General features: G+C 76.7%; 16 protein-coding genes. 11 read left to right on the top strand and 5 right to left on the bottom strand.

Going from position 1 to position 19,797, the window contains the following annotated elements; all coding sequences use genetic code 11:
• Window positions 1–164: 164 nt before the first annotated feature.
• The gene (locus ACZ7IF_RS01230; RefSeq protein ID WP_470961151.1) at window positions 165–593 is read right to left on the bottom strand and encodes a hypothetical protein; all 429 of its coding nucleotides are present in this window, start codon (window positions 591–593) and stop codon (window positions 165–167) included.
• A 337-nt stretch (window positions 594–930) separates the two neighbouring features.
• On the opposite strand from ACZ7IF_RS01230, the gene ACZ7IF_RS01235 reads away from it, so the two are divergent.
• The 3 genes from ACZ7IF_RS01235 to ACZ7IF_RS01245 all read left to right on the top strand — a co-directional run bounded on the left by ACZ7IF_RS01235 (window position 931) and on the right by ACZ7IF_RS01245 (window position 6,758).
• Window positions 931–3,726, top strand: coding sequence for an AfsR/SARP family transcriptional regulator (locus ACZ7IF_RS01235; protein ID WP_470961153.1), 2,796 nt, complete (start codon window positions 931–933; stop codon window positions 3,724–3,726).
• Between the two features lie 122 nt (window positions 3,727–3,848).
• A complete protein-coding gene (locus ACZ7IF_RS01240) occupies window positions 3,849–5,423 on the top strand; it encodes an FAD-binding oxidoreductase (protein ID WP_470961155.1) in 1,575 nt (524 codons plus the stop codon).
• A gap of 27 nt (window positions 5,424–5,450) precedes the next feature.
• Window positions 5,451–6,758, top strand: coding sequence for a hypothetical protein (locus tag ACZ7IF_RS01245; protein WP_470961157.1), 1,308 nt, complete (start codon window positions 5,451–5,453; stop codon window positions 6,756–6,758).
• Here the strand turns inward: ACZ7IF_RS01245 and ACZ7IF_RS01250 are convergent.
• Window positions 6,712–7,107: a hypothetical protein gene (locus ACZ7IF_RS01250; RefSeq protein WP_470961159.1), complete on the bottom strand. Its 396-nt coding sequence runs from the start codon at window positions 7,105–7,107 to the stop codon at window positions 6,712–6,714. The two genes, ACZ7IF_RS01245 and ACZ7IF_RS01250, sit on opposite strands and share 47 nt — an antisense overlap.
• An 85-nt stretch (window positions 7,108–7,192) precedes the next feature.
• Between ACZ7IF_RS01250 and ACZ7IF_RS01255 the strand changes: the two genes are divergently transcribed.
• From ACZ7IF_RS01255 to ACZ7IF_RS01280, 6 genes are all read left to right on the top strand, one after another.
• Entirely contained in the window at window positions 7,193–8,578 is a 1,386-nt protein-coding gene (locus ACZ7IF_RS01255) for a sensor histidine kinase (RefSeq protein ID WP_470961161.1), read from the top strand.
• Window positions 8,575–9,255, top strand: coding sequence for a response regulator (locus ACZ7IF_RS01260; RefSeq protein WP_470961163.1), 681 nt, complete (start codon window positions 8,575–8,577; stop codon window positions 9,253–9,255). The genes ACZ7IF_RS01255 and ACZ7IF_RS01260 overlap by 4 nt, the downstream gene beginning before the upstream one ends.
• 70 nt (window positions 9,256–9,325) lie before the next feature.
• The gene (locus ACZ7IF_RS01265; RefSeq protein ID WP_470961165.1) at window positions 9,326–9,487 is read left to right on the top strand and encodes a DUF6126 family protein; all 162 of its coding nucleotides are present in this window, start codon (window positions 9,326–9,328) and stop codon (window positions 9,485–9,487) included.
• Window positions 9,488–9,626: 139 nt separating this feature from the next.
• A complete protein-coding gene (locus ACZ7IF_RS01270; protein WP_470961168.1) occupies window positions 9,627–10,802 on the top strand; it encodes a UDP-N-acetylglucosamine--N-acetylmuramyl-(pentapeptide) pyrophosphoryl-undecaprenol N-acetylglucosamine transferase in 1,176 nt (391 codons plus the stop codon).
• Between the two features lie 224 nt (window positions 10,803–11,026).
• The gene (locus ACZ7IF_RS01275) at window positions 11,027–12,070 is read left to right on the top strand and encodes an alpha/beta hydrolase (RefSeq protein ID WP_470961170.1); all 1,044 of its coding nucleotides are present in this window, start codon (window positions 11,027–11,029) and stop codon (window positions 12,068–12,070) included.
• Window positions 12,067–13,287 (top strand): acyltransferase family protein, encoded by a 1,221-nt coding sequence (locus tag ACZ7IF_RS01280; RefSeq protein ID WP_470961172.1) that lies wholly within the window; start codon window positions 12,067–12,069, stop codon window positions 13,285–13,287. The genes ACZ7IF_RS01275 and ACZ7IF_RS01280 overlap by 4 nt, the downstream gene beginning before the upstream one ends.
• Before the next feature lie 2 nt (window positions 13,288–13,289).
• On the opposite strand, the gene ACZ7IF_RS01285 is transcribed toward ACZ7IF_RS01280, so the two are convergent.
• A complete protein-coding gene (locus ACZ7IF_RS01285; RefSeq protein WP_470961174.1) occupies window positions 13,290–13,949 on the bottom strand; it encodes a winged helix-turn-helix transcriptional regulator in 660 nt (219 codons plus the stop codon).
• A 103-nt stretch (window positions 13,950–14,052) separates the two neighbouring features.
• Between ACZ7IF_RS01285 and ACZ7IF_RS01290 the strand changes: the two genes are divergently transcribed.
• A complete protein-coding gene (locus ACZ7IF_RS01290; protein ID WP_470961176.1) occupies window positions 14,053–15,264 on the top strand; it encodes a pyridoxal phosphate-dependent aminotransferase in 1,212 nt (403 codons plus the stop codon).
• Between the two features lie 75 nt (window positions 15,265–15,339).
• On the opposite strand, the gene ACZ7IF_RS01295 is transcribed toward ACZ7IF_RS01290, so the two are convergent.
• The gene (locus ACZ7IF_RS01295) at window positions 15,340–15,762 is read right to left on the bottom strand and encodes a DUF350 domain-containing protein (protein WP_125819052.1); all 423 of its coding nucleotides are present in this window, start codon (window positions 15,760–15,762) and stop codon (window positions 15,340–15,342) included.
• 116 nt (window positions 15,763–15,878) lie between these two features.
• Here ACZ7IF_RS01295 and ACZ7IF_RS01300 point away from each other — a divergent pair, with 116 nt between their 5' ends.
• Window positions 15,879–17,765 carry a GNAT family N-acetyltransferase gene (locus ACZ7IF_RS01300; RefSeq protein WP_470961178.1) on the top strand — a complete coding sequence of 629 codons (1,887 nt, stop codon included), beginning with the start codon at window positions 15,879–15,881 and terminating at the stop codon, window positions 17,763–17,765.
• Here the strand turns inward: ACZ7IF_RS01300 and ACZ7IF_RS01305 are convergent.
• The gene (locus ACZ7IF_RS01305) at window positions 17,720–19,735 is read right to left on the bottom strand and encodes an AMP-binding protein (protein ID WP_470961180.1); all 2,016 of its coding nucleotides are present in this window, start codon (window positions 19,733–19,735) and stop codon (window positions 17,720–17,722) included. The two genes, ACZ7IF_RS01300 and ACZ7IF_RS01305, sit on opposite strands and share 46 nt — an antisense overlap.
• Window positions 19,736–19,797 lie beyond the last annotated feature (62 nt).

The following is a 19,797-nucleotide window of genomic DNA, read 5'->3' on the forward strand; positions in this document are numbered from 1 at the left end:
ACCCCCCCCCCCCCCCCCCCCCCCCCCCCCCCCCCCCCCCCCCCCCCCCCCCCCCCCCCCCCCCCCCCCCCCCCCCCCCCCCCCCCCCCCCGCGGTGGGGGGCCGGGCGGGCGTCGCGGAGGTGCAGCACCGCTACCCCCGCCCGGGGCCTTCGGGGAGAGCGGTCAGCTCTGCCAGGCGGTCCAGCTGCCGCTGTTCAGACGGTGGCGGGACCAGCGGTCGCCGTCCATGCCCACGACGGAGATCGTCGGGTTCCAGGTGTTGTTGCCCTCGGTCCGGACGCCGCTGCGGACCTCGCCGCCCATCGGCTCCCAGCCGGACCAGCCGCCGCTCGCGTGGCTGTACCGGGTCCGCACCGCGAAGTCGGTGCCGACGATGAAGACCTGCCGCTGCCCGTTCGGGAAGGTCTGCCAGGCCTCCCCGTACTCGCAGATGCAGTCGCCGCCGAGTCCGGACACGTGGCAGTAGCCGGCGGCCGCCACCGGGGGCTGGCCCGGCGCCGGGGCGGCCGAGGCCACGCCGGTCAGCGCGACGCCCGCCAGGGCGAGGGTGGAGGCCGCGAGGGCCGGGGCACGGACGATGGACAAAGCCATGAAGGTGACTCCCCGTTTCCCACTCGTCTTCGGAGGATGCCGGCCGGTCCGCACCGGCCCCCGCCCCCACGGGGCTGGGAGGACGGGTGCCGTGGTGCGGACCGGCCGACGTGGAGCAGCCTTCCAGCGCCCGCAAACGCGGCCCTAACGCCCGGCTAAGGAAGCGTCACCGATACTTGCGCCATGCGGTCGTTCCGGTGCCCGCCCGCGCGTTCCCGCAGGTGCGGGCGGTGCGGGGCGGCGAACGGGCCGGTGGCGATTGGCCGGGATCCCCCTCATGCGCCGAAATACGCAGACATATGCTCGGGCGGGGGGAAAGCGAATGGAAGGGGCATGCATGGAGTTCCGCGTGCTGGGGACGGTCTCCTTGGTGTCGGAGTGCGGAAGGCCCGTGCAGCTGGGCCCCGCCAAGCGGCGCAGTCTGCTGGCGATGCTCCTGCTGCGGCCCAACGCGGCCGTCGGCGTGGACCGGCTGACCCGGGCGCTGTGGGACGAGGACCCGCCACGGCACTCCCGAACGGTACTGCAGGGCCACGTCTCGAGGCTGCGGGCCCTGCTCGCCGAGCACGGCGCGGCCGCCCACGGGGTCGAACTCCTCACCCAGGGACCGGCGTACGCGCTGCGCCTGCCCGAATCCCTGGTGGACGCCCACCGCTTCGAGCGGCTGCACCGGCTCGCCAGGGAACAGCACGAACCGGCACGGGCGGCACGGCTGCTGCTGGAGGCTCTCGCGCTGTGGGAGGGGCCCGCGCTGGGCGGGACCGTGGGCGGGCCCCTGCTGGAGGCCGCCGCGCACGGGCTGGACGAGCTGCGGCTGGCGGCCGTGGAGGACCTGGCCGGGGCGCACTCGATGCTCGGCGAGCACGCCGCCGCGGCGGCCCTGCTGCGGGCGGAGGCCGTGCTGCACCCGTTGCGGGAGCCGCTGGTCGCCGCGCTGATGCTGGCGCTGGGCCGGTCTGGCCGGCAGTCGGACGCCCTGGACTGGTACCACCGCACGCGGGAACTGCTCGCCGAGCAGCTGGGCGTCGATCCCGGAGCGGTGCTCTCGGACGCGTACACCGCTCTGCTGCGGGCCGGCGAACCCGCGCGGGCCGCGACGGCGCCCGTGACGGTGGCGGCCGGGGCGGCCGACACGGTCGCCAGGGTGTCCGGCGAGCCAGGCGGGGACCCCGGGCGGAGCGGAGAGGGAACCGGAGGCGCGGCGGCCGAGGAAGCGGCCGGGGCGGCCGGCGCCGGGCACGGGGAAGCGTCCCCGGGCGCCCGCGCGGTGACGGGGCCCCAGCTGCTGCCTCGCCGCCCCGGCGGCTTCACGGGCCGCACCGGCGAACTGGCGGCGCTCGACCGCGCCGCGGCCGCGGACCCCGGCCCCGTCGTCATGCTCACCGGCAGCGCCGGCGTCGGGAAGACCGCGCTGGCCCTGCACTGGGCGCACCTGCACCGCGCGGACTTCCCCGACGGCCGGCTCTTCGCCGACCTCCACGGCTACAGCCCCATCCCGGCCCGGGACACCACCTCCGTGCTGCGCGAGTTCCTGCTCGCGCTCGGCCTGCCGGCCGAGCGGATGCCCGACTCCCCGCAGGCCCTCGGCGCCCGCTACCGGGAGCTGACCTCCGGGCGCCGGATGCTGGTCGTGCTCGACAACGCCCGTGACTCCGAACAGGTGCGGCCGCTGCTGCCCGGCGACGGCTGCGTCACCCTCGTCACCAGCCGCAGCCGGCTCGGCGAGCTCGTGGTCTCCGACGCCGCCCGCCCCGTACCGGTGCGCGAGCTGCCCGCAGCGCAGTCCACCGAGCTGCTCGCCGCCGTCCTGGGCGCGGACCTGATCGCGGCCGAGCCGGAGGCCGCGGCGCGCCTCGCCGGGCTGTGCGACGGACTGCCGCTGGCCCTGCGCGTGGCGGCCGCCCGGCTCGCCACCCGCCCGCACCAGGGGCTCGCCGCCTTCGCCGGCGAACTCGCCGACGAGCACACCCGGCTGGACCTGCTGAACGTGGGGAACACCGGTGTCGCCGCCGCGCTCCGCCTCACGGTGCAGCACCTGCCGGAACCGGCCCGGCGGATGTTCCACCACCTCGGACCGCACACCGGGGCCGCCCTCGACATCCGCACCGCCGCCGCGCTCGGCGGCTGCCTGCCCAGCCAGGCCGCCTCCGCCCTGGACCAGCTGGCCGCCGCCCAGCTGGTGGTGGAGGCGGGCCCGCAGTCCTACGCGGTGCACGACCTGGTACGGCTCTACGCGCGCAGCCTGTCGCCGGGTCACGACCCGGAGGGGCTGCTGCGGCTGCTCGACCACTGGCTGCGCACGCTCCTCGCGGCCTGTGCCGCCGCCGAGCCGGGCAGCGAGCCCTGCTGCGCGCTGCCCGCGGGGGCCCGGCGGGCCGCCCCGGTGCGGCCGTTCGCCGACCGCGCGGACGCCCTGGCGTGGTTCTCCGCCGAACGGGACGCGCTGCGCGGCGCGGTCGAGTCGGCCGTCGCCGCCGGGCTGCACGACCGCGCCTGGCGGCTGGTGCTGCTCCAGTGGCCGCTGATCGTGTGGCAGGTCCGCGACGGCTGGGTGCCGCTGCTCGAACGGGCGCTGGCCTGTGCCGAAGCCGACGGCGACCCCGGCGCCCAGTCGCGCACCCGGGCGCTGCTGGGCTGGGTGCTGTCCGAGGAGGGCCGCCCCGGGGAGGCCCTCGCGCAGCTGGAGCGGGCACCGGGCCTCGCGGCCCGGGCGGGGGACGCCAACGCGGAGGCCATCGCCCGGATCAACCTCGCCGTCGCCCTCGTACGGGCGGGCGAACGCGCCCGGCCCGCGGAGCTGCTGGCCGCGGCGCTCACGCTGGCCGAGCGGGCGGGCCGCACGGACACGGCCGCCCTGGCCCACCAGCACCTCACGGAGCACCTGCTGACCGTGGGCGCGCCCGAGGCGGCCGCCGACCACGCGTTCCGCGGCCTGGCCCTCGCCGCCCCGCCGGCGGCGGCGCCCCGGCGGGTGGTGCTGCGCACCCTGTACGGCGAGGCGCTGGCCGCGACGGGCCGCAGGGGCGAAGCGGTGCGCCAGCTCGACGACGCCGTCCGGGAGGCGCGGGCCCACGCGTACGAGGAGGGCGAGAGCGCGGCCCGCGCGGCGCTGGCGGAGTTGACGGAACGTTAAAGCCGGTGCGGGAGCCGTCCGCCCGCGCGGCGGCGGCGCGGCCGTGGTCCGTTCGGGCGGGAAGCGGCGCCCGGCGGGCCCGCCTGCGCGGCGATCGGGCCCGGCGGTGGCAGGAAGGAGGGATGAGCCTTCCACGCCGCCGGGTCCTCGCGAGTACGGCAGCCGCCGTCGTCGCCGCCACCGGGGCGAGCGCGCGGGCGGACGGCCCACGGGGCGGCGGTACGCGGCGGGGTGCGCGTACGACGGCGGGGGCGGGGCCCGACTTCGGAGCGCTCGGCCGCGCGATGGACGGCCGGCTGGTCCTGCCGGGGGACGCGGACTACGCCGAGGCCCGGCAGCTCTTCCAGCCCCGCTACGACACCGTCGCTCCCGGGGCCGTGGCCTACCCCGCGCACGCCGGGGACGTGGCCGTCTGCGTCGACTTCGCCCGCCGCTCCGCCGCCGCGGTGGTGCCGCGCGGCGGCGGCCACAGCTACGCCGGGTGGTCGACGGCCGCCGGCGCGCTGGTGGTGGACACCGGGGCGATGGCCTCGGTGGCGGTCCTGGGCGAGGAGGTGCGGGTCGGCGCCGGGGCCCGGCTCGCCGATGTGCACGCGGCCCTCGCCGCGCGCGGCCTGGGCGTCCCCGCCGGGCTGTGCCCCTCCGTCGGTATCGCCGGGCTCGCCCTCGGCGGCGGGCTGGGCCTGGGCTCACGGGCCTACGGGACCACCTCCGACCGGCTCTCCGGCGCCCGCGTGGTCACCCCGGACGGGGTGGTCCGCGATGCCGGCGCCGACCGGGACCCCGACCTGTACTGGGCGCTGCGCGGCGGCGGGGGCGGCAACTTCGGCGTGGTCACCGAGTTCCGGCTGCGCACCCATCCGGTCGGCGACGCCGCGTACGCCGAACTGCACTGGCCCGCCGGGGACTCCGCGGCGGTGGTACGGGGCTGGCAGCGCTGGCTGGTCGGGCTGCCGGACCCGTTCTGGAGCCAGCTGGAGTTCACCGTGGAGGCCGGGCGGGACGCCGCGCCCTCCTTCAGGGCGGTGTGCCTGGACGGGCGGGCGGAGCTGGAGCGGGAGCTGACCCGGCTGGCCGGCCTGGTGGGCCGGGAGGCGCGGGACAGCTGGTTCGCCGTACGGGGCTACGGGGACACCGTGCGGGCCATGGCCGGCTGCGGGGACCGCGGTCCCGAGCAGTGCAGGCTGCCGGGGCGGCTGCCCGGCCGGGACCCGCGGGGGCGTCTGGGCCGGGCCTCGTACGCGGCACGCTCCGACTTCTGGGGCGGTGAGGGCGGTGAAGGGCTGCCGGAGGGCGCGGTGGAGGCGGTGCTGGCCGCGGTCCGGCGCTACGGGCGCGAGGTGCCGGGCGGCGGGTTCGGGGTGGTCCAGTTCGACGGGGTGTGCGGCGGGGCCGTGAACCGGGTGCCCGCTGCGGCCACCGCGTTCGTGCACCGGGACAGCGCCTTCCTGGCCCAGTACCTCGCGTACTGGCCGGAGTCGGCGACGGCCGCCGAGGTCTCCCGGCACCAGGGCTGGCTCGACGGGCTGTGGCGGGACCTGCGCCCGTGGGCGGGCGGCCGCGCCTACCAGAACTACGCCGATCCGAAACTCGCCGGCTGGCGCGAGGCCTACTACGGGTCCAACCTCCCCCGCCTGGAGGGGATCAGGCGGGCCCACGATCCGGGCAGGCTGTTCCGTTTCCCCCAGGCCGTCTAGGACGGTCACGACAGGAGCGAGCGAGACATGCGACGTTTGTTGACGGTGGCGACGGCGGCGGCCGCGGCGGCCGCCGCCCTGATGCTGCCGGGCGGGGCGCTGCCCGTCGCGAGGACGGAGCGGGCCGAGGCGGCCTCCGAGCACTGGTCCGCGCGGGAGGCCACGGCGTTCTGGACGGAGGACCGGATGGCCTCCGCCCTGCCCGTACCCGACCCGGCACCGGCCGCGGTACCCGTCCCGCCCGCCGACCCCGCCCCGGCGGCGGCCGCTCCGGCGACCCCGGACCCGTCCCGGGCCCCGTCCCCGGCGGCCGACCCGGCCCAACCGGCCGAACCGGCCCCACCGGACGCGCCGGCCGACCCGGCCCCACCGGACGCGCCGGCCGACCCGGCCCCACCGGACGCGCCGGACGTGCCGGCCGCCCCCGACGCCGCCGTCCCCGTCCCCGTGCCCGTCCCCGAAGCGCCCGACGCCGCGGTCCCCGGCCCGGCGGCGGACACGCCCGCGCCTCCCGTACCGGCACCCGCGCCGCCGACCGAGCCCGCCGTACCCGTCGTACCCTCGCCCGTGCCCGTGCCGAGCCGGCCCGCCAAGGCGGCGGTGCCGGCCACGAACGGCGTCGGACAGGACTTCAACGGGGTCCCGGTCGTCGGCCGGATGTTCGTCATGCAGGGCAGCGGCGCCTACTTCTGCACCGCCAGCGTCGTCTCCTCCCCCGGCCGCGACATGGTGCTCAGCGCGGCCCACTGCCTGCTCGGCACGGACACCCGCCAGGTGGCCTTCGTGCCGCAGTACACGCGCGCGAAGCCGCGCCCGTACGGGCTCTTCCCGGTGCTGCGCGACGCCGCGGGCCGCTCGAAGGTGTGGATCGCCCCCCGGTACCGCACCGACGGGCCCGACCGGGCGGCCACCCTCGACGTGGCCTTCGCCCAGGTCGGGCCGGGCGCGGACGGCCTCCCGGTGGAGGACGTCGTCGGCGGGAACCGGCTCGTGACCGGGGCCGCCTTCAACCACCCCAAGGTCACCCTGATCGGCCATCCGGCGGCGGCCGCCCGCCCGCGCGTGTGCGTGAACAGGACGACCAAGTTCACCAGCGGCGACCCGAAGAGCCCCGGATCCTTCCTGAAGATCGACTGCACCGGCTATCCGGGCGGGACCAGCGGTGGCCCCTTCCTCGCCCGCTACGACGCGCAGACGATGACCGGGGACGTCGTCGGGGTGATCGGCGGCTGGAAGACGGGCGGGCCGACCGCGGACACCTCGTACAGCTCCTACTTCGGCGCGGAGATCAGGAAGCTGTACCAGACGGCGGTTGCCGGGGCGCTGGCGCAGTGAGCACCCGCACCCAGCGGGTGCGGCGCGGGTTGCCGACCGTGCGGGGGGCCACCGGGACGCCCTCGGCGGTCAGCGGGTCGGCCGGGGCGAGCGCGAGCTGGCGGCGCAGGTCCGCCAGGGCCGCGTGCACCGGCGCGAGGATCACCTCGGCGCGCGGGTGGATGTACGCGAGGGCGTGCGCGGTGGTCTCGATGGTCTCGGCGGCGTCCTCGGCGGCGGTCCGGCTCCACCCTCCGGGCCCCCCGCCGCTCCAGGGCGCGACGGCGTCGTAGAGGTGGCAGGCGGCATCGGCCGCGGCGTCGGCCCGTTCACCGACGCCCGGCCCCGCGATGGTCGGCAGCAGCTCCATGCCCGCTCAACGAGCGGGATGCGCCGGGGGAACGAGACGGCTGCGGATCCCGGGCGGCGGCGCGTGCGCATAGGCTGGCGGGATCATGAGCCTGAGAGTGCGCAAGCCGGCCGGTACGGGAGAGACGGGCGCCGGGGACCGGCCGGCCGGAAGGACCCGCGAGCCGCGTGCGCCCGGTGCGTTCGCGCAGTTCGCCGTGGCGCTGCGGACGCCCGCGCGGGCGGGCGAGCCGTTGCTGGCGCGGGCGCCCAGGGCGTGGCAGCGGATGATGCCCTTCGCCGTGACGGGCGTCTTCGTGGTGTCGCTGCTGCCGGTGACGATCGCGGTGCTGACCAACGACTACGGGATGGGCGGCGGCTGGGCCGGGGCCCTGGGCGTGGCACAGACGGTGCCGCTGCTGCTGGCGGTGTCGCGTCCGCTGGCGGCCTGGGGCGTCGTGCTGCTCGCGGACGTCCTGGGGGCGGTGCTGCTGACCGGGGCGGACCGGGTGGCCGGGCACTCCTGGCCGTGGACGCCGATGGTGGTGGTCGGGTACCTGGTGCTGATGGTGTGCCTGGGGCTGCGCGAGCCGGTGCGGACGCTGGTGCAGGTGGGGCTGGCGACGGGTGCGGCCGGGGTGGTGCTCGGCTTCTTCCCGCCGGCCGGGGTGACGAACACCGTGGCCCTGCTGTTCGTACTCAGCGGCTGCGTGCTGGCCGTGACGGGCGCGCTGCGCGGGCTGGGTGACGCGCGGCAGCGCATCGCCGAGCAGGAGAGCATCAGCGAAGCGGAGCGGGCCCGGCGCACGCTGCTGGAGGAACGCGCCCGGATCGCGAGGGAGTTGCACGACGTGGTGGCCCACCACATGTCGGTGATCACCGTGCAGGCGGACTCCGCGCCGTACCGGCTGCCCGGCATGGAGGAGCCGGTACGGGAGGAGTTCGCGGCGATCGCCGCCAGTGCACGCGAGTCGCTGGGCGAGATGCGGCGGCTGCTGACGGTGCTGCGGGGCGACTCGGGTTCCGGCGGTGCGGACGGGGAGCGGGCACCGCAGCCGGGCATCGCGCGGATCCAGCAGCTGGTGGAGGCGACCGTACGGGCGGGGCAGCCGGTGGAGTGCTCCCTGGCCGCGGAGCTGGCGGAGGCGCCGGTGCCGCCGGCCGTGGACCTGTCGGTGTACCGCATCGTGCAGGAGGCCCTCGCCAACGTGGTGCGGCACGCCCCGGGCGCGTCGGCCCGCGTCTCGGTGACGCGCTCCGCCGAGGACGGCGACTTGCTGGTGCTGGTCGTCAACGGCCCGGCCCGGGACGCGGTGGTGGAGCTGGAGGGTTCCGGGACGGGGCACGGCCTGGTGGGGATGCGCGAGCGCGTACGGTTGACCGGCGGGACCCTGGACGCGGGACCGCTGCCCGAGGGCGGTTTCCGGGTGGCCGCCCGGCTCCCCCTCGACCCGCACGACCCGCACGACTCCCGTACCGAGGAGCCCAGTTGACCATCCGCGTGATCATCGTCGACGACCAGGCCATGGTCCGGGCGGGGTTCGCCGCGCTGCTGTCGGCGCAGGCCGACATCGACGTGGTGGGCGAGGCCCCCGACGGCCGCCAGGGGATCCAGGTCTCGCGCACGGTGCACCCCGACGTGGTGCTGATGGACGTACGGATGCCGGAGCTGGACGGGCTGTCCGCGGCCCGCGAGCTGCTGGACCCGCCGCCGGGGGTGACGCACCGGCCGAAGGTGCTGATGCTGACCACCTTCGACATCGACGACTACGTGTACGAGGCGCTGCGCGCGGGCGCGTCCGGGTTCCTGCTGAAGGACGCCCCGCCGGCGGACCTGATCGCGGCGGTCCGGGTGGTCGCCTCGGGCGAGGCGCTGCTGGCACCGTCGGTGACGCGCCGGCTGATCGCGGACTTCGTACGGCAGCGGCCGGCACCGCGCAAGGATCCGGCCCTGCGGCTGAACGGCCTGACCCCGCGGGAGACGGAGGTGCTGGAGCTGATCGCGCGGGGGCTGTCGAACCAGGAGATCGCCGCTCACCTGGTCCTGGCGGAGCAGACGGTGAAGACGCACATCGGCCGGGTGCTGGGGAAGCTGGACCTCCGCGACCGGGCGCAGGCGGTGATCTTCGCGTACGAGGCGGGCCTGGTCCGCCCGGGAGACTCGGCCTGATCCGCCGGGGCCACCCGCTGAGCCCTTAGACTGCCGGAACCACGCGATCCACCGGAGGAGCCCCACCGCCATGACGGACGCCACCCAGGACGAGCGGGCCGCGGCCGCCGCGCAGGAGAAGTGGAAGGCGAAGGGCGTGGCCCTGCGCGCCTTCTTCTACATCGCGGGCACGCACCTGTTCGCCGGGTTCATCATGCTGCTCTTCTACCTGGGCCAGCACGCCGAGAAGTAGCGGTCGCCCGCTCCGCGCGGCCGATTCGGGCGGATTGTCGGCGTTCGCGGCCGTCGGCGGCGCCCCCGTCCGGCAGTGCGGCCCGCGTCGGGCCACCCGGCGCCGCGGCCTGCCCCGGCAGGGCGGTTAGGGTGGCCGGGTGAACCTTTCTTCCGCGCTTCCCCGTTCCTTCCGGCTGCTCGTCACTGGCGGGGGGACCGGTGGGCATACCTACCCCGCCCTGACCGCGATCCGCACCCTGCAGGGCCGTCTCGCGGCCGCCGGCAGCACCCTCGACGTGCTGTGGATCGGAACCGCCGACGGCCTGGAGGCCCGGGTCGCCCCCGCCGAGGGGATCGCGTTCAAGACCGTCGCCACCGGGAAGATCCGCCGTTCGGCGAACCCGCTGAAGATGCTGTCCGCGGCGAACATGAAGGACATGGCGAAGGTGCCGCTCGGTGTGGCCCAGGCCCGCACGATCGTGTCCGAGTTCGCCCCGGACGTGGTGCTCGCCACCGGCGGGTACGTCGCGGTGCCGGCCGGACTGGCGGCGCGGATGTGCAAGCGCCCGCTGGTGCTGCACGAGCAGACCGTGCGGCTCGGCCTGGCCAACCGGAAGCTGGCCGGGTCGGCCACCCGTATCGCGGTGTCCTCGGAATCCTCGCTGCCGCTGCTGCCGGAGGACGTCCGCGGGCGCGCCGTCGTCACCGGCAACCCGGTCCGCCCGGAGGTGCTGTCCGGGCACCCCGACAAGGCCGTGCACGCGCTGAACCTCACCGGCTTCGACCGCCGGCTGCCGACCGTCTACGTCACCGGCGGCGCGCAGGGCGCCCAGCAGATCAACGGCGTGGTGCGCGAGGTGCTCCCGTGGCTGCTGAGCCACGCGAACGTGATCCACCAGTGCGGCCCGGCCAACGTCGACGAGCTGCGCTTCGCGGCCGCCGGCCTGGACCCGGTCCTCGCGGGCCGCTACCACGTGACGGGCTTCGTCGGCCCGGAGCTGCCGGACGTGCTGGCGCTCGCCGACGTGGTGCTGTCCCGGTCCGGGGCGGGCACGCTGGCCGAGCTCACCGCGCTGGGCAAGCCGGCGGTGTTCGTACCGCTGGCGACCTCGGCCGGCAACGAGCAGGCGCACAACGCCCAGCACCTGGCCGACGCGGGCGCCGCCGTCGCCCTGCTCGGCGAGGTCACCGGCCAGAGCCTCGCCGACGCGATCGGCCCGCTCCTCACCGACCCCGGCCGCCGGGCCTACATGGCCGACCGCGCCCGCGCGTACGGCCGACCGGACGCCGCGGAGCGCCTGGTGGACGTCCTGCTGGAGGCGGCCGGCCGCTGACCGTCCCGGGGGCACACGTAGCGCATCCGCCACGACGGTGGACCGGATGCGGTCGCGGGTGCCCCCTCCGCGCGTCCGGGCCGCGTACTCGCCCGCCCCCGTCTCCTCCACCCCCTACCCGGGTATGACATCCGGCTTGGCTCCCCGGTCCGACGTGCGGCCGGGCACCTCCTTCCTACCTTCCCCCTCGTCACGGAACGGGTCACGAGGAGAGGGGAAGGGGCATGCGCCGCTTCGGCAGGACGGTCGTCACGGCAGCGCTGGCGGTGGCCGTCATCGGGGGAACCGCCGGATGGGCGGCCGGTGACAGCCGGCCGGCCGTCACCGGGCCGCCGCCCGGGAGCGCCGCCTGGCGGGCCGGCTCGGTGGGCGGGCGGGCGCTGCCCGACCCGGAGGGGGCCTCCCCGCACGAGGTGGCCGGGTTCTTCGCCGCTCTGGACCCGGACGCGCGCCGGGAGCTGGTGCGGGCCCACCCGCTGGTGGTCGGCAATCTGGACGGAGCGCCGCTCACCCTGCGGTACGAGGCCAACCGGATGGCCGTCCTCGCCACGGGTGAGGCCCGCTACGCCTCCCTCGCCGGACCCGGCCGGCAGATCCTGGCCTTCGACCCGCGCGGGCGGGGGCAGGTCGCCGAGGTGTTCGGGGACCTGGAGCGCGCGGCGCACGTCTCGGTGGTCGTACCGGGGTCGGACAACGACGCCTCCACGCACGACGCCGTACGGGCCCCGCACACCGGGCCGGCCGGGATGGCCCGCTCGCTGCGGGCGGCCGCCGGCGACGGGACCGCCGTCATCGCGTGGACGGGCTACACCACCCCGGTGGGGGTGGGGCTGGACGCGGCGACCGGGCGGCTGGCCGGGGCGGGGGCGGTCCGGCTGGCCCGGTTCACCGCCGGGCTGGACGCGGTCGGGGCGCCCGACCCGGTGCTGTTCTGCCACAGCTACGGCTCGGTGGCCTGCGGGCTGGCGGCCCGTCACACGGACGCCGCCGACGTCGTGGCCCTCGGCTCCCCCGGCATGCGCGCGGACACCGCCGCCGGTCTGGGCACCCGGGCCCGCGTGTGGGCGGCCCGCGGGCCCTCCGACTGGATCGCGGACGTGCCGAGCGTCGAGTTCGCGGGCCTCGGCCACGGCGCGGACCCGGTCTCCCCCGCCTTCGGCGCGCGCCGGGTGCCGGCCGGCGACGTCCGGGGCCACACCGGCTACTTCGTGCCCGGCACCCGCTCCCTGGCGGCCTTCGCCGCGATCGCGAACGGGGAGCTCCGATGAGCGCGCTGACGCTGCTGCGGGGTGCGGCGGACCGGATCGACCGGCAGACCCCCGCCCACCGGGACCGGGCCGTGGACGGCCTGCGGGCGCTGGCCCTGCTGGCGGTGCCCACGGGGCACTGGCTGCTCGGCGGTTTCACCCTCGACGCGGAGGGCGGCCTGCACAACGCGAGCCCGCTGTCGGCCTTCGGCGCCCTCGCCCCGGCGAGCTGGGTGCTCCAGATGCTCGGCATCTTCTTCCTGGTCGGCGGCTACGCCTCGGCGCTCTCCTTCCGCCGCCGCACCGGTTCGGCCCGGACGTGGCTGAAGGGGCGGATGGTCCGGCTGGGGCGGCCGGTGCTCGGGGTGACGGCGGTGTGGGCGCTGGCCGCGCCCGCGCTGTACGCGGCGGGCGTGCCGGAGGCCACCTTGCGGACGGGGGCCACGCTGGTGGTCCAACCCCTGTGGTTCGTCGGGGTGTACGCGGTGGTGACGGCCCTGACCCCGTACTGCGTGCGGGCGGCGGACCGGCTCGGCGGGTGGGCGGCGGCTCCGCTGCTCGGGTCGGTCGCGGTGGTGGACTTCCTGAGGTACGGGCCGCTCTCCGGCTCGGTGCCGTCCTGGCTGTCCGTGCTGAACGTGCTGCCGGGCTGGCTGTTCGCGTACCAGCTGGGCGTGGCGTGGGGCGGGCGGCGGATCGGGCGGCGCGGGGCGTGGCTGCTGCTGGCGGGCGGGGCGGCGCTGTTCGCGGTGCTGCTGCTCGTCTTCCACTACCCGGTGTCGATGGTCGGGGTGCCCGGCGAGGCGCGGACCAACTCGCATCCGCCGTCACTGCTGGTGCTGGCGCTGGCCTCGGCGCAGTCGGGGGCGGCGATCCTGCTCCGGGACCGGCTGGCGGGGCTGCTGGCCCGGCCGGCGCTGTGGGCGCCGGTGGTGGTGGTCAACCTGTCCGCGATGACCATCCTGTGCTGGCACCAGACCGCGATGCTGGCGGCGGCCGTCCCCGGTGCGCTCGCGGGCGGGGTGTCCGGGCTGACGACGGCACCCGACACCCTCGGCTGGATCGCGGCGCGGGCCGCGTGGATGCCGGTGTTCGCGGTGCTGCTGGCCGCCATCGCCCGGTACGCCCGCCGGTTCGAGGCCGCCCCGGCCCGCGGCCGCCGGGCCCCGGCGGTACGCCGAACCGTGGCGGGGCTGCTGGCGGCGGGCTTCGCGGTGTTCGCGCTGGGCCTGGCGTAGGGTCAGTCCCCGCGCAGCGCGGCGGCCACCGGGCCCTGCCCGTGCACCTCCAGGCGGCCCGCCCTGACGGCCTGTGCCACGCCGAGCGCGCCCTCGCCGAGCTCCCGGCAGGTGTCGGCGTCGAGGACGAGGCGGGCGTCCGCCGCATCGGCGGGCCCGTCCCCGTAGACGGGCCCGTCCCCCTGGGCCGGGCCGTCGCCGCCGAGGCGGACGTGGAACACGCCCTCGTCGAGGACCACGTCGACCACGGCCGGGCCCCCGGTCGCCGGGAGGCGGCGCAGCAGGGGGAGGGCGTACCAGTGCGCGCGCAGCGCGTCGGTGGGGCGGCGTTCGGCGAGGTCCGGGGCGCCCCATTCGGCAAGCGCGGTGAGCACGGGCAGGAGCCCGGCGCCGCGCGCGGTCAGCTCGTACACGGTCGCGGCCGCCGGCGGCGGCAGCTTGCGGCGGGTCGCCAGGCCCTGCGCCTCCATGTCCTTGAGCCGGCCGGCCAGTACGTCCGTGGAGACGCCGGGCAGGTCGGCGTGGAGGTCGGTGTACCGGCGGGGGCCGGCCAGCAGCTCCCGGACGATCAGCAGGGTCCAGCGGTCCCCTACCGCGTCCAGGGCGCGGGCCGAGGCGCAGTACTGGTCGTAGCTTCGACGGCGTGGCTGACGAGGTGACATGCAGCGCAGTCTAGACAACATGTTGGACTTTCCAAGCTTCCACTTGGTAAAACCAAGCAGGAAGTCCGGAGTACGGGAACAGCGGGAACAGGGAGGGCACGGCATGGAGTTCCGGCAGTCGAGCAAGCTCAGCGAGGTCTGCTACGAGATCCGGGGCCCGGTGATCGAGCACGCCAACGCGCTGGAGGAGGCGGGCCACAGCGTGCTGCGCCTCAACACCGGCAACCCGGCCGCCTTCGGCTTCGAGGCGCCGGAGGAGATCGTCCAGGACATGATCCGGATGCTCCCCAAGGCCCACGGGTACACCGACGCGCGCGGGGTGCTCTCCGCCCGCCGGGCCGTCGTCCAGCGCTACCAGGCCATCGGCCTGACCGATGTGACGGTGGACGACGTCTTCCTCGGCAACGGCGTCTCCGAGCTGGTCTCCATGGCCGTCCAGGCACTGCTGGAGGACGGGGACGAGATCCTCATCCCCGCCCCCGACTTCCCGCTCTGGACCGCCGTGACCACCCTCGCGGGCGGCAAGGCCGTGCACTACGTCTGCGACGAGTCCGCCGACTGGTACCCGGACCTCGACGACATGGCGTCCAAGATCACGGACCGCACCAAGGCCGTGGTCATCATCAACCCGAACAACCCCACGGGCGCCGTCTACCCCAGGGAGGTCCTGGAGGGCATCCTCGAACTCGCCCGCCGCCACGGGCTGATGGTCTTCGCCGACGAGATCTACGACCAGATCCTCTACGACGACGAGGTCCACCACAGCGCCGCCGTCCTCGCCCCCGACCTGGTCGTCCTCACCTTCTGCGGGCTGTCGAAGACGTACCGGGTGGCGGGGTTCCGGTCAGGCTGGCTGGTGGTGAGCGGCCCCCGGCAGCACGCGCGCAGCTACCTGGAGGGGCTGACCATGCTCGCCTCCATGCGGCTGTGCGCCAACGCCCCGGCCCAGTACGCCATCCAGGCCGCGCTCGGCGGGCGCCAGTCCATCAAGGAGCTGACCGGCCCGGGCGGCCGCCTCCTCGAACAGCGCGACCGCGCCTGGGAGAAGCTGAACGAGATCCCCGGTGTGTCCTGCGTGAAGCCGAAGGGCGCGCTGTACGCGTTCCCGCGCATCGACCCCAAGGTGCACCCGATCCACGACGACGAGCGGTTCGTGCTCGACCTGCTGCTGCGGGAGAAGATCCAGGTCGTCCAGGGCACGGGCTTCAACTGGCCCCGCCCCGACCACTTCCGGATCCTGACCCTGCCGTACGCCGACGACCTGGACGCGGCGATCAGCCGGATCGGCCGCTTCCTGAGCGGGTACCGGCAGTAGGCGCGGCCCGCCGGAACGACGAGAGCGCCGCTCCCGGTGGGGAGCGGCGCTCTCGTCGTGCGGTCCGGGCGCCGGTCAGGCGATGGAGGCGGCCACGATGGCGGCCACCGCCAGGTTGCACGAGGCGGTGACCCACACGGCCGGGTGCGGCTCGGGGTCGACGACGATGGCCCCGAGCTTGCCCGGGGTGACCAGGTCCAGCACCAGGAAGGCCACGGCCATCAGGACCAGGCCGAGCACGCCGAAGGCGGCGGTGGACAGCAGGCCCTTGCCGAAGTCCTCGTAGGTCGTCCAGATCGAGGTGAAGACGATGCCGCCGATGCCGAGGAGCGCCGAGCTGAGCAGGAGGGCCGCGTTGCGGTTGCGCTCCTCCCAGATCTGCTTCGGGAGCTTCCCGGGCGTCAGCACGTCCACGAGGACGATGCCGAGGATCAGCAGCACCAGACCGAGGGCGCCGTAGGCGCTGGTACGGCCAAGTCCGTTGACGATGTCGCTCATTGAGAAGCCTGTCTCCGCGTGGGTGGGAAAGGATGGCCCAGGACGGGCCAGGACGGTGCCGTGGGGAGGCCGAATCTATCGCACGGCCCCGCCCCGGACCATGGGGAGGTCAGGAAATGGCAAAGGTCAGGGCCGCGCGGGCCGGGGAGGCGGGAGCGCTTTCGGCGCTGGTGATGCGGTCGAAGGCGTACTGGGGGTACGACGCCGCCTTCCTCGCGGCGTGCGCGCCGCAGCTGCGCGTACGGGAGGCGGAGCTGACCGCCCGGAGGATCGCGGTGGCCGAAAACGCCCGCGGGGAGCTTCTGGGCCTGGCCTCCCTGGACGACGCCGAGGACGCGGAGGACGCGGACGCCCCGGGGGGCGGGCCGGGGGACGGGCCGGCGGCCCGGCTCGGGCTGCTCTTCGTGGAGCCCTCCGCCATCGGGCTGGGCACCGGGCGGCTGCTGTACCGGGACGCGCTGCGCCGGGCCGCCGCCCTGGGCCTGCGCCGGCTGCTGATCGACGCCGATCCGCACGCGGCCGGCTTCTACCGTGCGATGGGCGCCGTGGAGCGGCCCGGCGCGGCCGCGGAGGGGCTCGTACGGTTCGAGGCCGCACCGGCTCCGCTCGCTGACTGGGCGCGGGCCTGGACGGGCGGGGTCCCGGCGGTGCACGTGGGCAACGTCGCCGAGTTCAACGCGCAGTTCGCCGACGCCTCCCTCGGCCGCGGGCAGCGCGCCGCGCACGACTACGCCTGCCTGGCCGCCTTCTACAGCCCCCGCCCGGCGGCCCTGGTGCTGCCCCGGGCGGTGTCCCCGGGCTGGGTCGCCCTGGTCGGGCGGCAGCTGGGCTGGGACCCGGCCGTGGAGGTGTACGACGGGCTCGCGGAGCGGGGTGGCGGGCTGTCGGACGCCGTATCGGCCCGGCCGGCGCTGGCCCGGCGGGTGAGGGAGGGCGGGCTGCCCCTCGTGCCGTGGGGGCTGACCGGGCCGTACGCCCGGCTGGCGGGCCTGCCGTGGCGGCCGGACGGGCTGCGGTACGAGTCGAAGTCGGCCGCACACGCCCTGTTCGGGCGGATCCTGGCGGGCGGGGGGCATCCGGGGATCACGCTCCCCGCGCAGTGGCGGGCCGCCGGTCGGCGGGCGGCCGTCCGGCTGCTGGCGGCGCGGTCCCGGGCGGGCGAGAGCACCGTTCTCAAATCGGAGCACGGTGTGGGCGGTTCGGGCACGACGGTGCTCACCCCCGGGGAGGTGCGGGCGGGCGGCGGGGCCCGGGCCGTGCTGCGGCGGCTTCCGCGCGGGCCGCTGCTGCTGGAGGAGTACGTGCACGGCCCGGCGGCCGCGCGCGTGCCGCGGGACCTGACCTACGACGGGTTCGTGGACGGCTCGGGCCGGCCGCACGAGGTCGGCGCGGCGGTGATGGACGTGGCCGGCGGCGGCTACCGCGGCGCGACGGTCGGGCCCGGGGTGGTTCCCGACCGCCTGGCGGGGCCGCTGCTGGCGTTCGGGGCGGCGGTGGGCCGGGAGCTGGCGGCGTCCGGCTACCGGGGCTGGTTCGACGTGGACTTCGTCACCGACGCGGCGGGACGGCTCGCGCCGACCGAGGCCAACCTGCGGCTGACCGGCCCGTCGGCGGCCTTCATGGTGGCGGCCCGGCTGGACGAGCTGCGGGGCGCGGGGCACCTCGTACGGATCGCGGACCGGGTGGAGCTGGGCGCACGGCTGCCCGACGCGCAGCTGGAGGAGCTCTGCGCCGACCTGGTGCGGGGCTGTGCGGGGCTCGGGGCCGTGTTCGTCCCGGCGATCCCGACGGGGGCGTTCGACCCGGTGCCGTGGCTGGGCGTGCTGGTGGCCGCGCGCGGCGCGGAGGCGCTGGACGCGGCCGAGGCACTGGTGCGGGAGCGGGCCCTCGCGGCCGGTGCGGGCTTCGGGGCGGACTTCGGCCCCGGCCCCCGTCCCGGGGCCGCGGCCGTCGGCGGTCAGTCGTCGAAGTCGAAGGGGCTGACCGGCTTCCGGGTGGCGTAGACGGCCACGACGAGGGCCGCGATCATGAGCGGGACGTTGAAGGCGTAGACGAGGGCGGCCTGGCGCGGCCAGTCCTGTTTGGCCGCCAGGCGGTAGAAGTTGTCCTGCGGCCACCAGGCGATCAGCAGGTACGCGATCGCCAGGTGGGCTGCCGCGGTGATGCCGCGCCCGCGCCCCTGGGCCAGCATCGGCCGGCGTCCGGTGAACAGGAACATCACCCCGGCCCCGAAGGCGAGGCACTCGCACAGGTAGAGGATCCAGAAGAGGAGGGCCCACGGGTTCGGGACGCCGGTGAGGTCTGTGGACCCGGGCCAGATGACGCCCGTGAAGAACCGGCTGATGAGGGCCAGGAGCGGCGCCCCGCAGCCCAGGGCGAAGGAGAGCGGCACGATCTGCTCGTCCCCGGCCGCGCCCGCCCTGCGGACTCCCCCGTACTTGCCGCCGCCCCGGCCCCCGGCCACGGGGGCGAGCAGCAGCGGCGGCTGCGGCACCTGCGTCCGGTCCTCGCGGCCGGCACGGGTGCGGGGCAGGGCGCGCATCCGGATCACCGCGCGGGGGGCCTCGCCGGCGGGTGCCGCTCCCTTCAGGTGCTCCCGCAGCCGGGCGGCGTCCGGCAGCCCGTCGGCCGGGACGCCGGGCGGCGGGGCGACGTACGCGACGAGCCGGCGGCCGCCCCCCGCCACGGGGACGCGGGCGACCAGGGCGCTGCCCACTCCGGCGTGCGTGCGGATCGCGGACTCCAGGGGGTACGGGTCGATCCTGCCGCCGTCCTCCGTCTCGATCCGGTCGCCGGTCCTGCCGCCGAACTCCAGGAGCCCGTCCGGGCGCAGCACCCCGAGGTCCCCCGTGGGTATCGTGTCGCCGCCGCCGGGCGGGTCCACGACGAGCTCCCCGTCGCGCACCCGGACCCGGCAGCCGGGGAAGGCCGTGCCGAGCAGGGAGATCCGCTCGGGCCCGTCCAGCGGGCGGGGCAGCTGCGGCAGTTCGAACCAGGCGCCGGTGCCCGCGGCCTCGGTGAGGGCGTAGACGTTGAGCACGCGGGCGCCGGGGCGCAGCCGGTCCTGGAGGGCGATCTGTTCGTCGAGGTAGAGGCGGTCCCCGCTGACGGCGAGCAGCCTCAGCGACCGGAGCTCGTCGTCCGGTTCGCGGCGGTACAGGACGGTGCCGGGGGACGGGGGCTCCTGCGCGAGCAGCAGCTCCACGGCGCCGGCCGGGTCGGTGTGGAGCACGCCGGCCTCCGCGTCCCGGACGGCGCGGCGCGCCTCCCCGGGCCGCCACGCGGCACCCTCGGGCAGCACGAGGGCGCCGCCGGAGCACAGGGCCCGGGTCCAGCCGGCGGCGAAGGGCGTGGTGTCCGGCCCGCCGGTGAACAGGTGCCGGTCCCCGGGGGTCAGCCGGGCCGCCTCGGCCCATCCTTCGTACGCGGCGAGCAGCAGCGCGTGGCCGACGGGGACGGGACGCGGGGTGGCGGCGCCGGTGAACAGTACGGCCGCGCCTCCGTACCCGGGGGTGCGCCCGGCCGGCCGGGCGGTGCTGTCGGTCCCGTCGCCGGGGTGCAGGACCCGCAGCCCCCCGCCCGCGTCGAGGCGGGCCTCGTCGGCGGGGTGGGCGATCAGCAGGTCCGGGGCGAGGGCGGCGAGCTGCCGCCTCCCGCCTCGCGGGTCGGCGGCGTCGAGGACCGCGTAGACCCCGCCGGCCTTGAGCACGGCGAGCAGGGCCGTGACGAGCTCGCGCTGCCGGGGCAGGGCGAGGGCGACGAGGCCGTTCGCGGGCAGGCCCCCGTCGGTCAGGTGCCGCGCCAGCCGGTCGGACTCCGCGTCGAGTACGGCGTACGGGACGGTCTCGTCCCCGGTGACGAGCGCGGGGGCCCGCGGGGTCCGGCGGGCCCACTCGCCGAAGCGGTGCACTACGGTGTCGGCGCCCTGGCGGGCCGGGCGGTCCGGCTGTGATGACTGCGGTGGCTGCGTCATTCCCCCGATGATGCCACCGGGCACCGACAGCACCCGGGAGCGGCGAAGTTCCGTCGGCAAAA

Source organism: Streptomyces sp. NPDC037421, assembly GCF_055602105.1.

What these genes read in the sequence shown, in the direction of transcription:
- ACZ7IF_RS01230 (WP_470961151.1), bottom strand. Translation starts at nt 593, where the DNA reads ATGGCTTTGTCCATCGTCCGTGCCCCGGCCCTCGCGGCCTCCACCCTC.
- ACZ7IF_RS01235 (WP_470961153.1), top strand. Translation starts at nt 931, where the DNA reads ATGGAGTTCCGCGTGCTGGGGACGGTCTCCTTGGTGTCGGAGTGCGGA.
- ACZ7IF_RS01240 (WP_470961155.1), top strand. Translation starts at nt 3,849, where the DNA reads ATGAGCCTTCCACGCCGCCGGGTCCTCGCGAGTACGGCAGCCGCCGTC.
- ACZ7IF_RS01245 (WP_470961157.1), top strand. Translation starts at nt 5,451, where the DNA reads ATGCGACGTTTGTTGACGGTGGCGACGGCGGCGGCCGCGGCGGCCGCC.
- ACZ7IF_RS01250 (WP_470961159.1), bottom strand. Translation starts at nt 7,107, where the DNA reads ATGGAGCTGCTGCCGACCATCGCGGGGCCGGGCGTCGGTGAACGGGCC.
- ACZ7IF_RS01255 (WP_470961161.1), top strand. Translation starts at nt 7,193, where the DNA reads ATGAGCCTGAGAGTGCGCAAGCCGGCCGGTACGGGAGAGACGGGCGCC.
- ACZ7IF_RS01265 (WP_470961165.1), top strand. Translation starts at nt 9,326, where the DNA reads ATGACGGACGCCACCCAGGACGAGCGGGCCGCGGCCGCCGCGCAGGAG.
- ACZ7IF_RS01275 (WP_470961170.1), top strand. Translation starts at nt 11,027, where the DNA reads ATGCGCCGCTTCGGCAGGACGGTCGTCACGGCAGCGCTGGCGGTGGCC.
- ACZ7IF_RS01280 (WP_470961172.1), top strand. Translation starts at nt 12,067, where the DNA reads ATGAGCGCGCTGACGCTGCTGCGGGGTGCGGCGGACCGGATCGACCGG.
- ACZ7IF_RS01285 (WP_470961174.1), bottom strand. Translation starts at nt 13,949, where the DNA reads ATGTCACCTCGTCAGCCACGCCGTCGAAGCTACGACCAGTACTGCGCC.
- ACZ7IF_RS01290 (WP_470961176.1), top strand. Translation starts at nt 14,053, where the DNA reads ATGGAGTTCCGGCAGTCGAGCAAGCTCAGCGAGGTCTGCTACGAGATC.
- ACZ7IF_RS01295 (WP_125819052.1), bottom strand. Translation starts at nt 15,762, where the DNA reads ATGAGCGACATCGTCAACGGACTTGGCCGTACCAGCGCCTACGGCGCC.
- ACZ7IF_RS01300 (WP_470961178.1), top strand. Translation starts at nt 15,879, where the DNA reads ATGGCAAAGGTCAGGGCCGCGCGGGCCGGGGAGGCGGGAGCGCTTTCG.
- ACZ7IF_RS01305 (WP_470961180.1), bottom strand. Translation starts at nt 19,735, where the DNA reads ATGACGCAGCCACCGCAGTCATCACAGCCGGACCGCCCGGCCCGCCAG.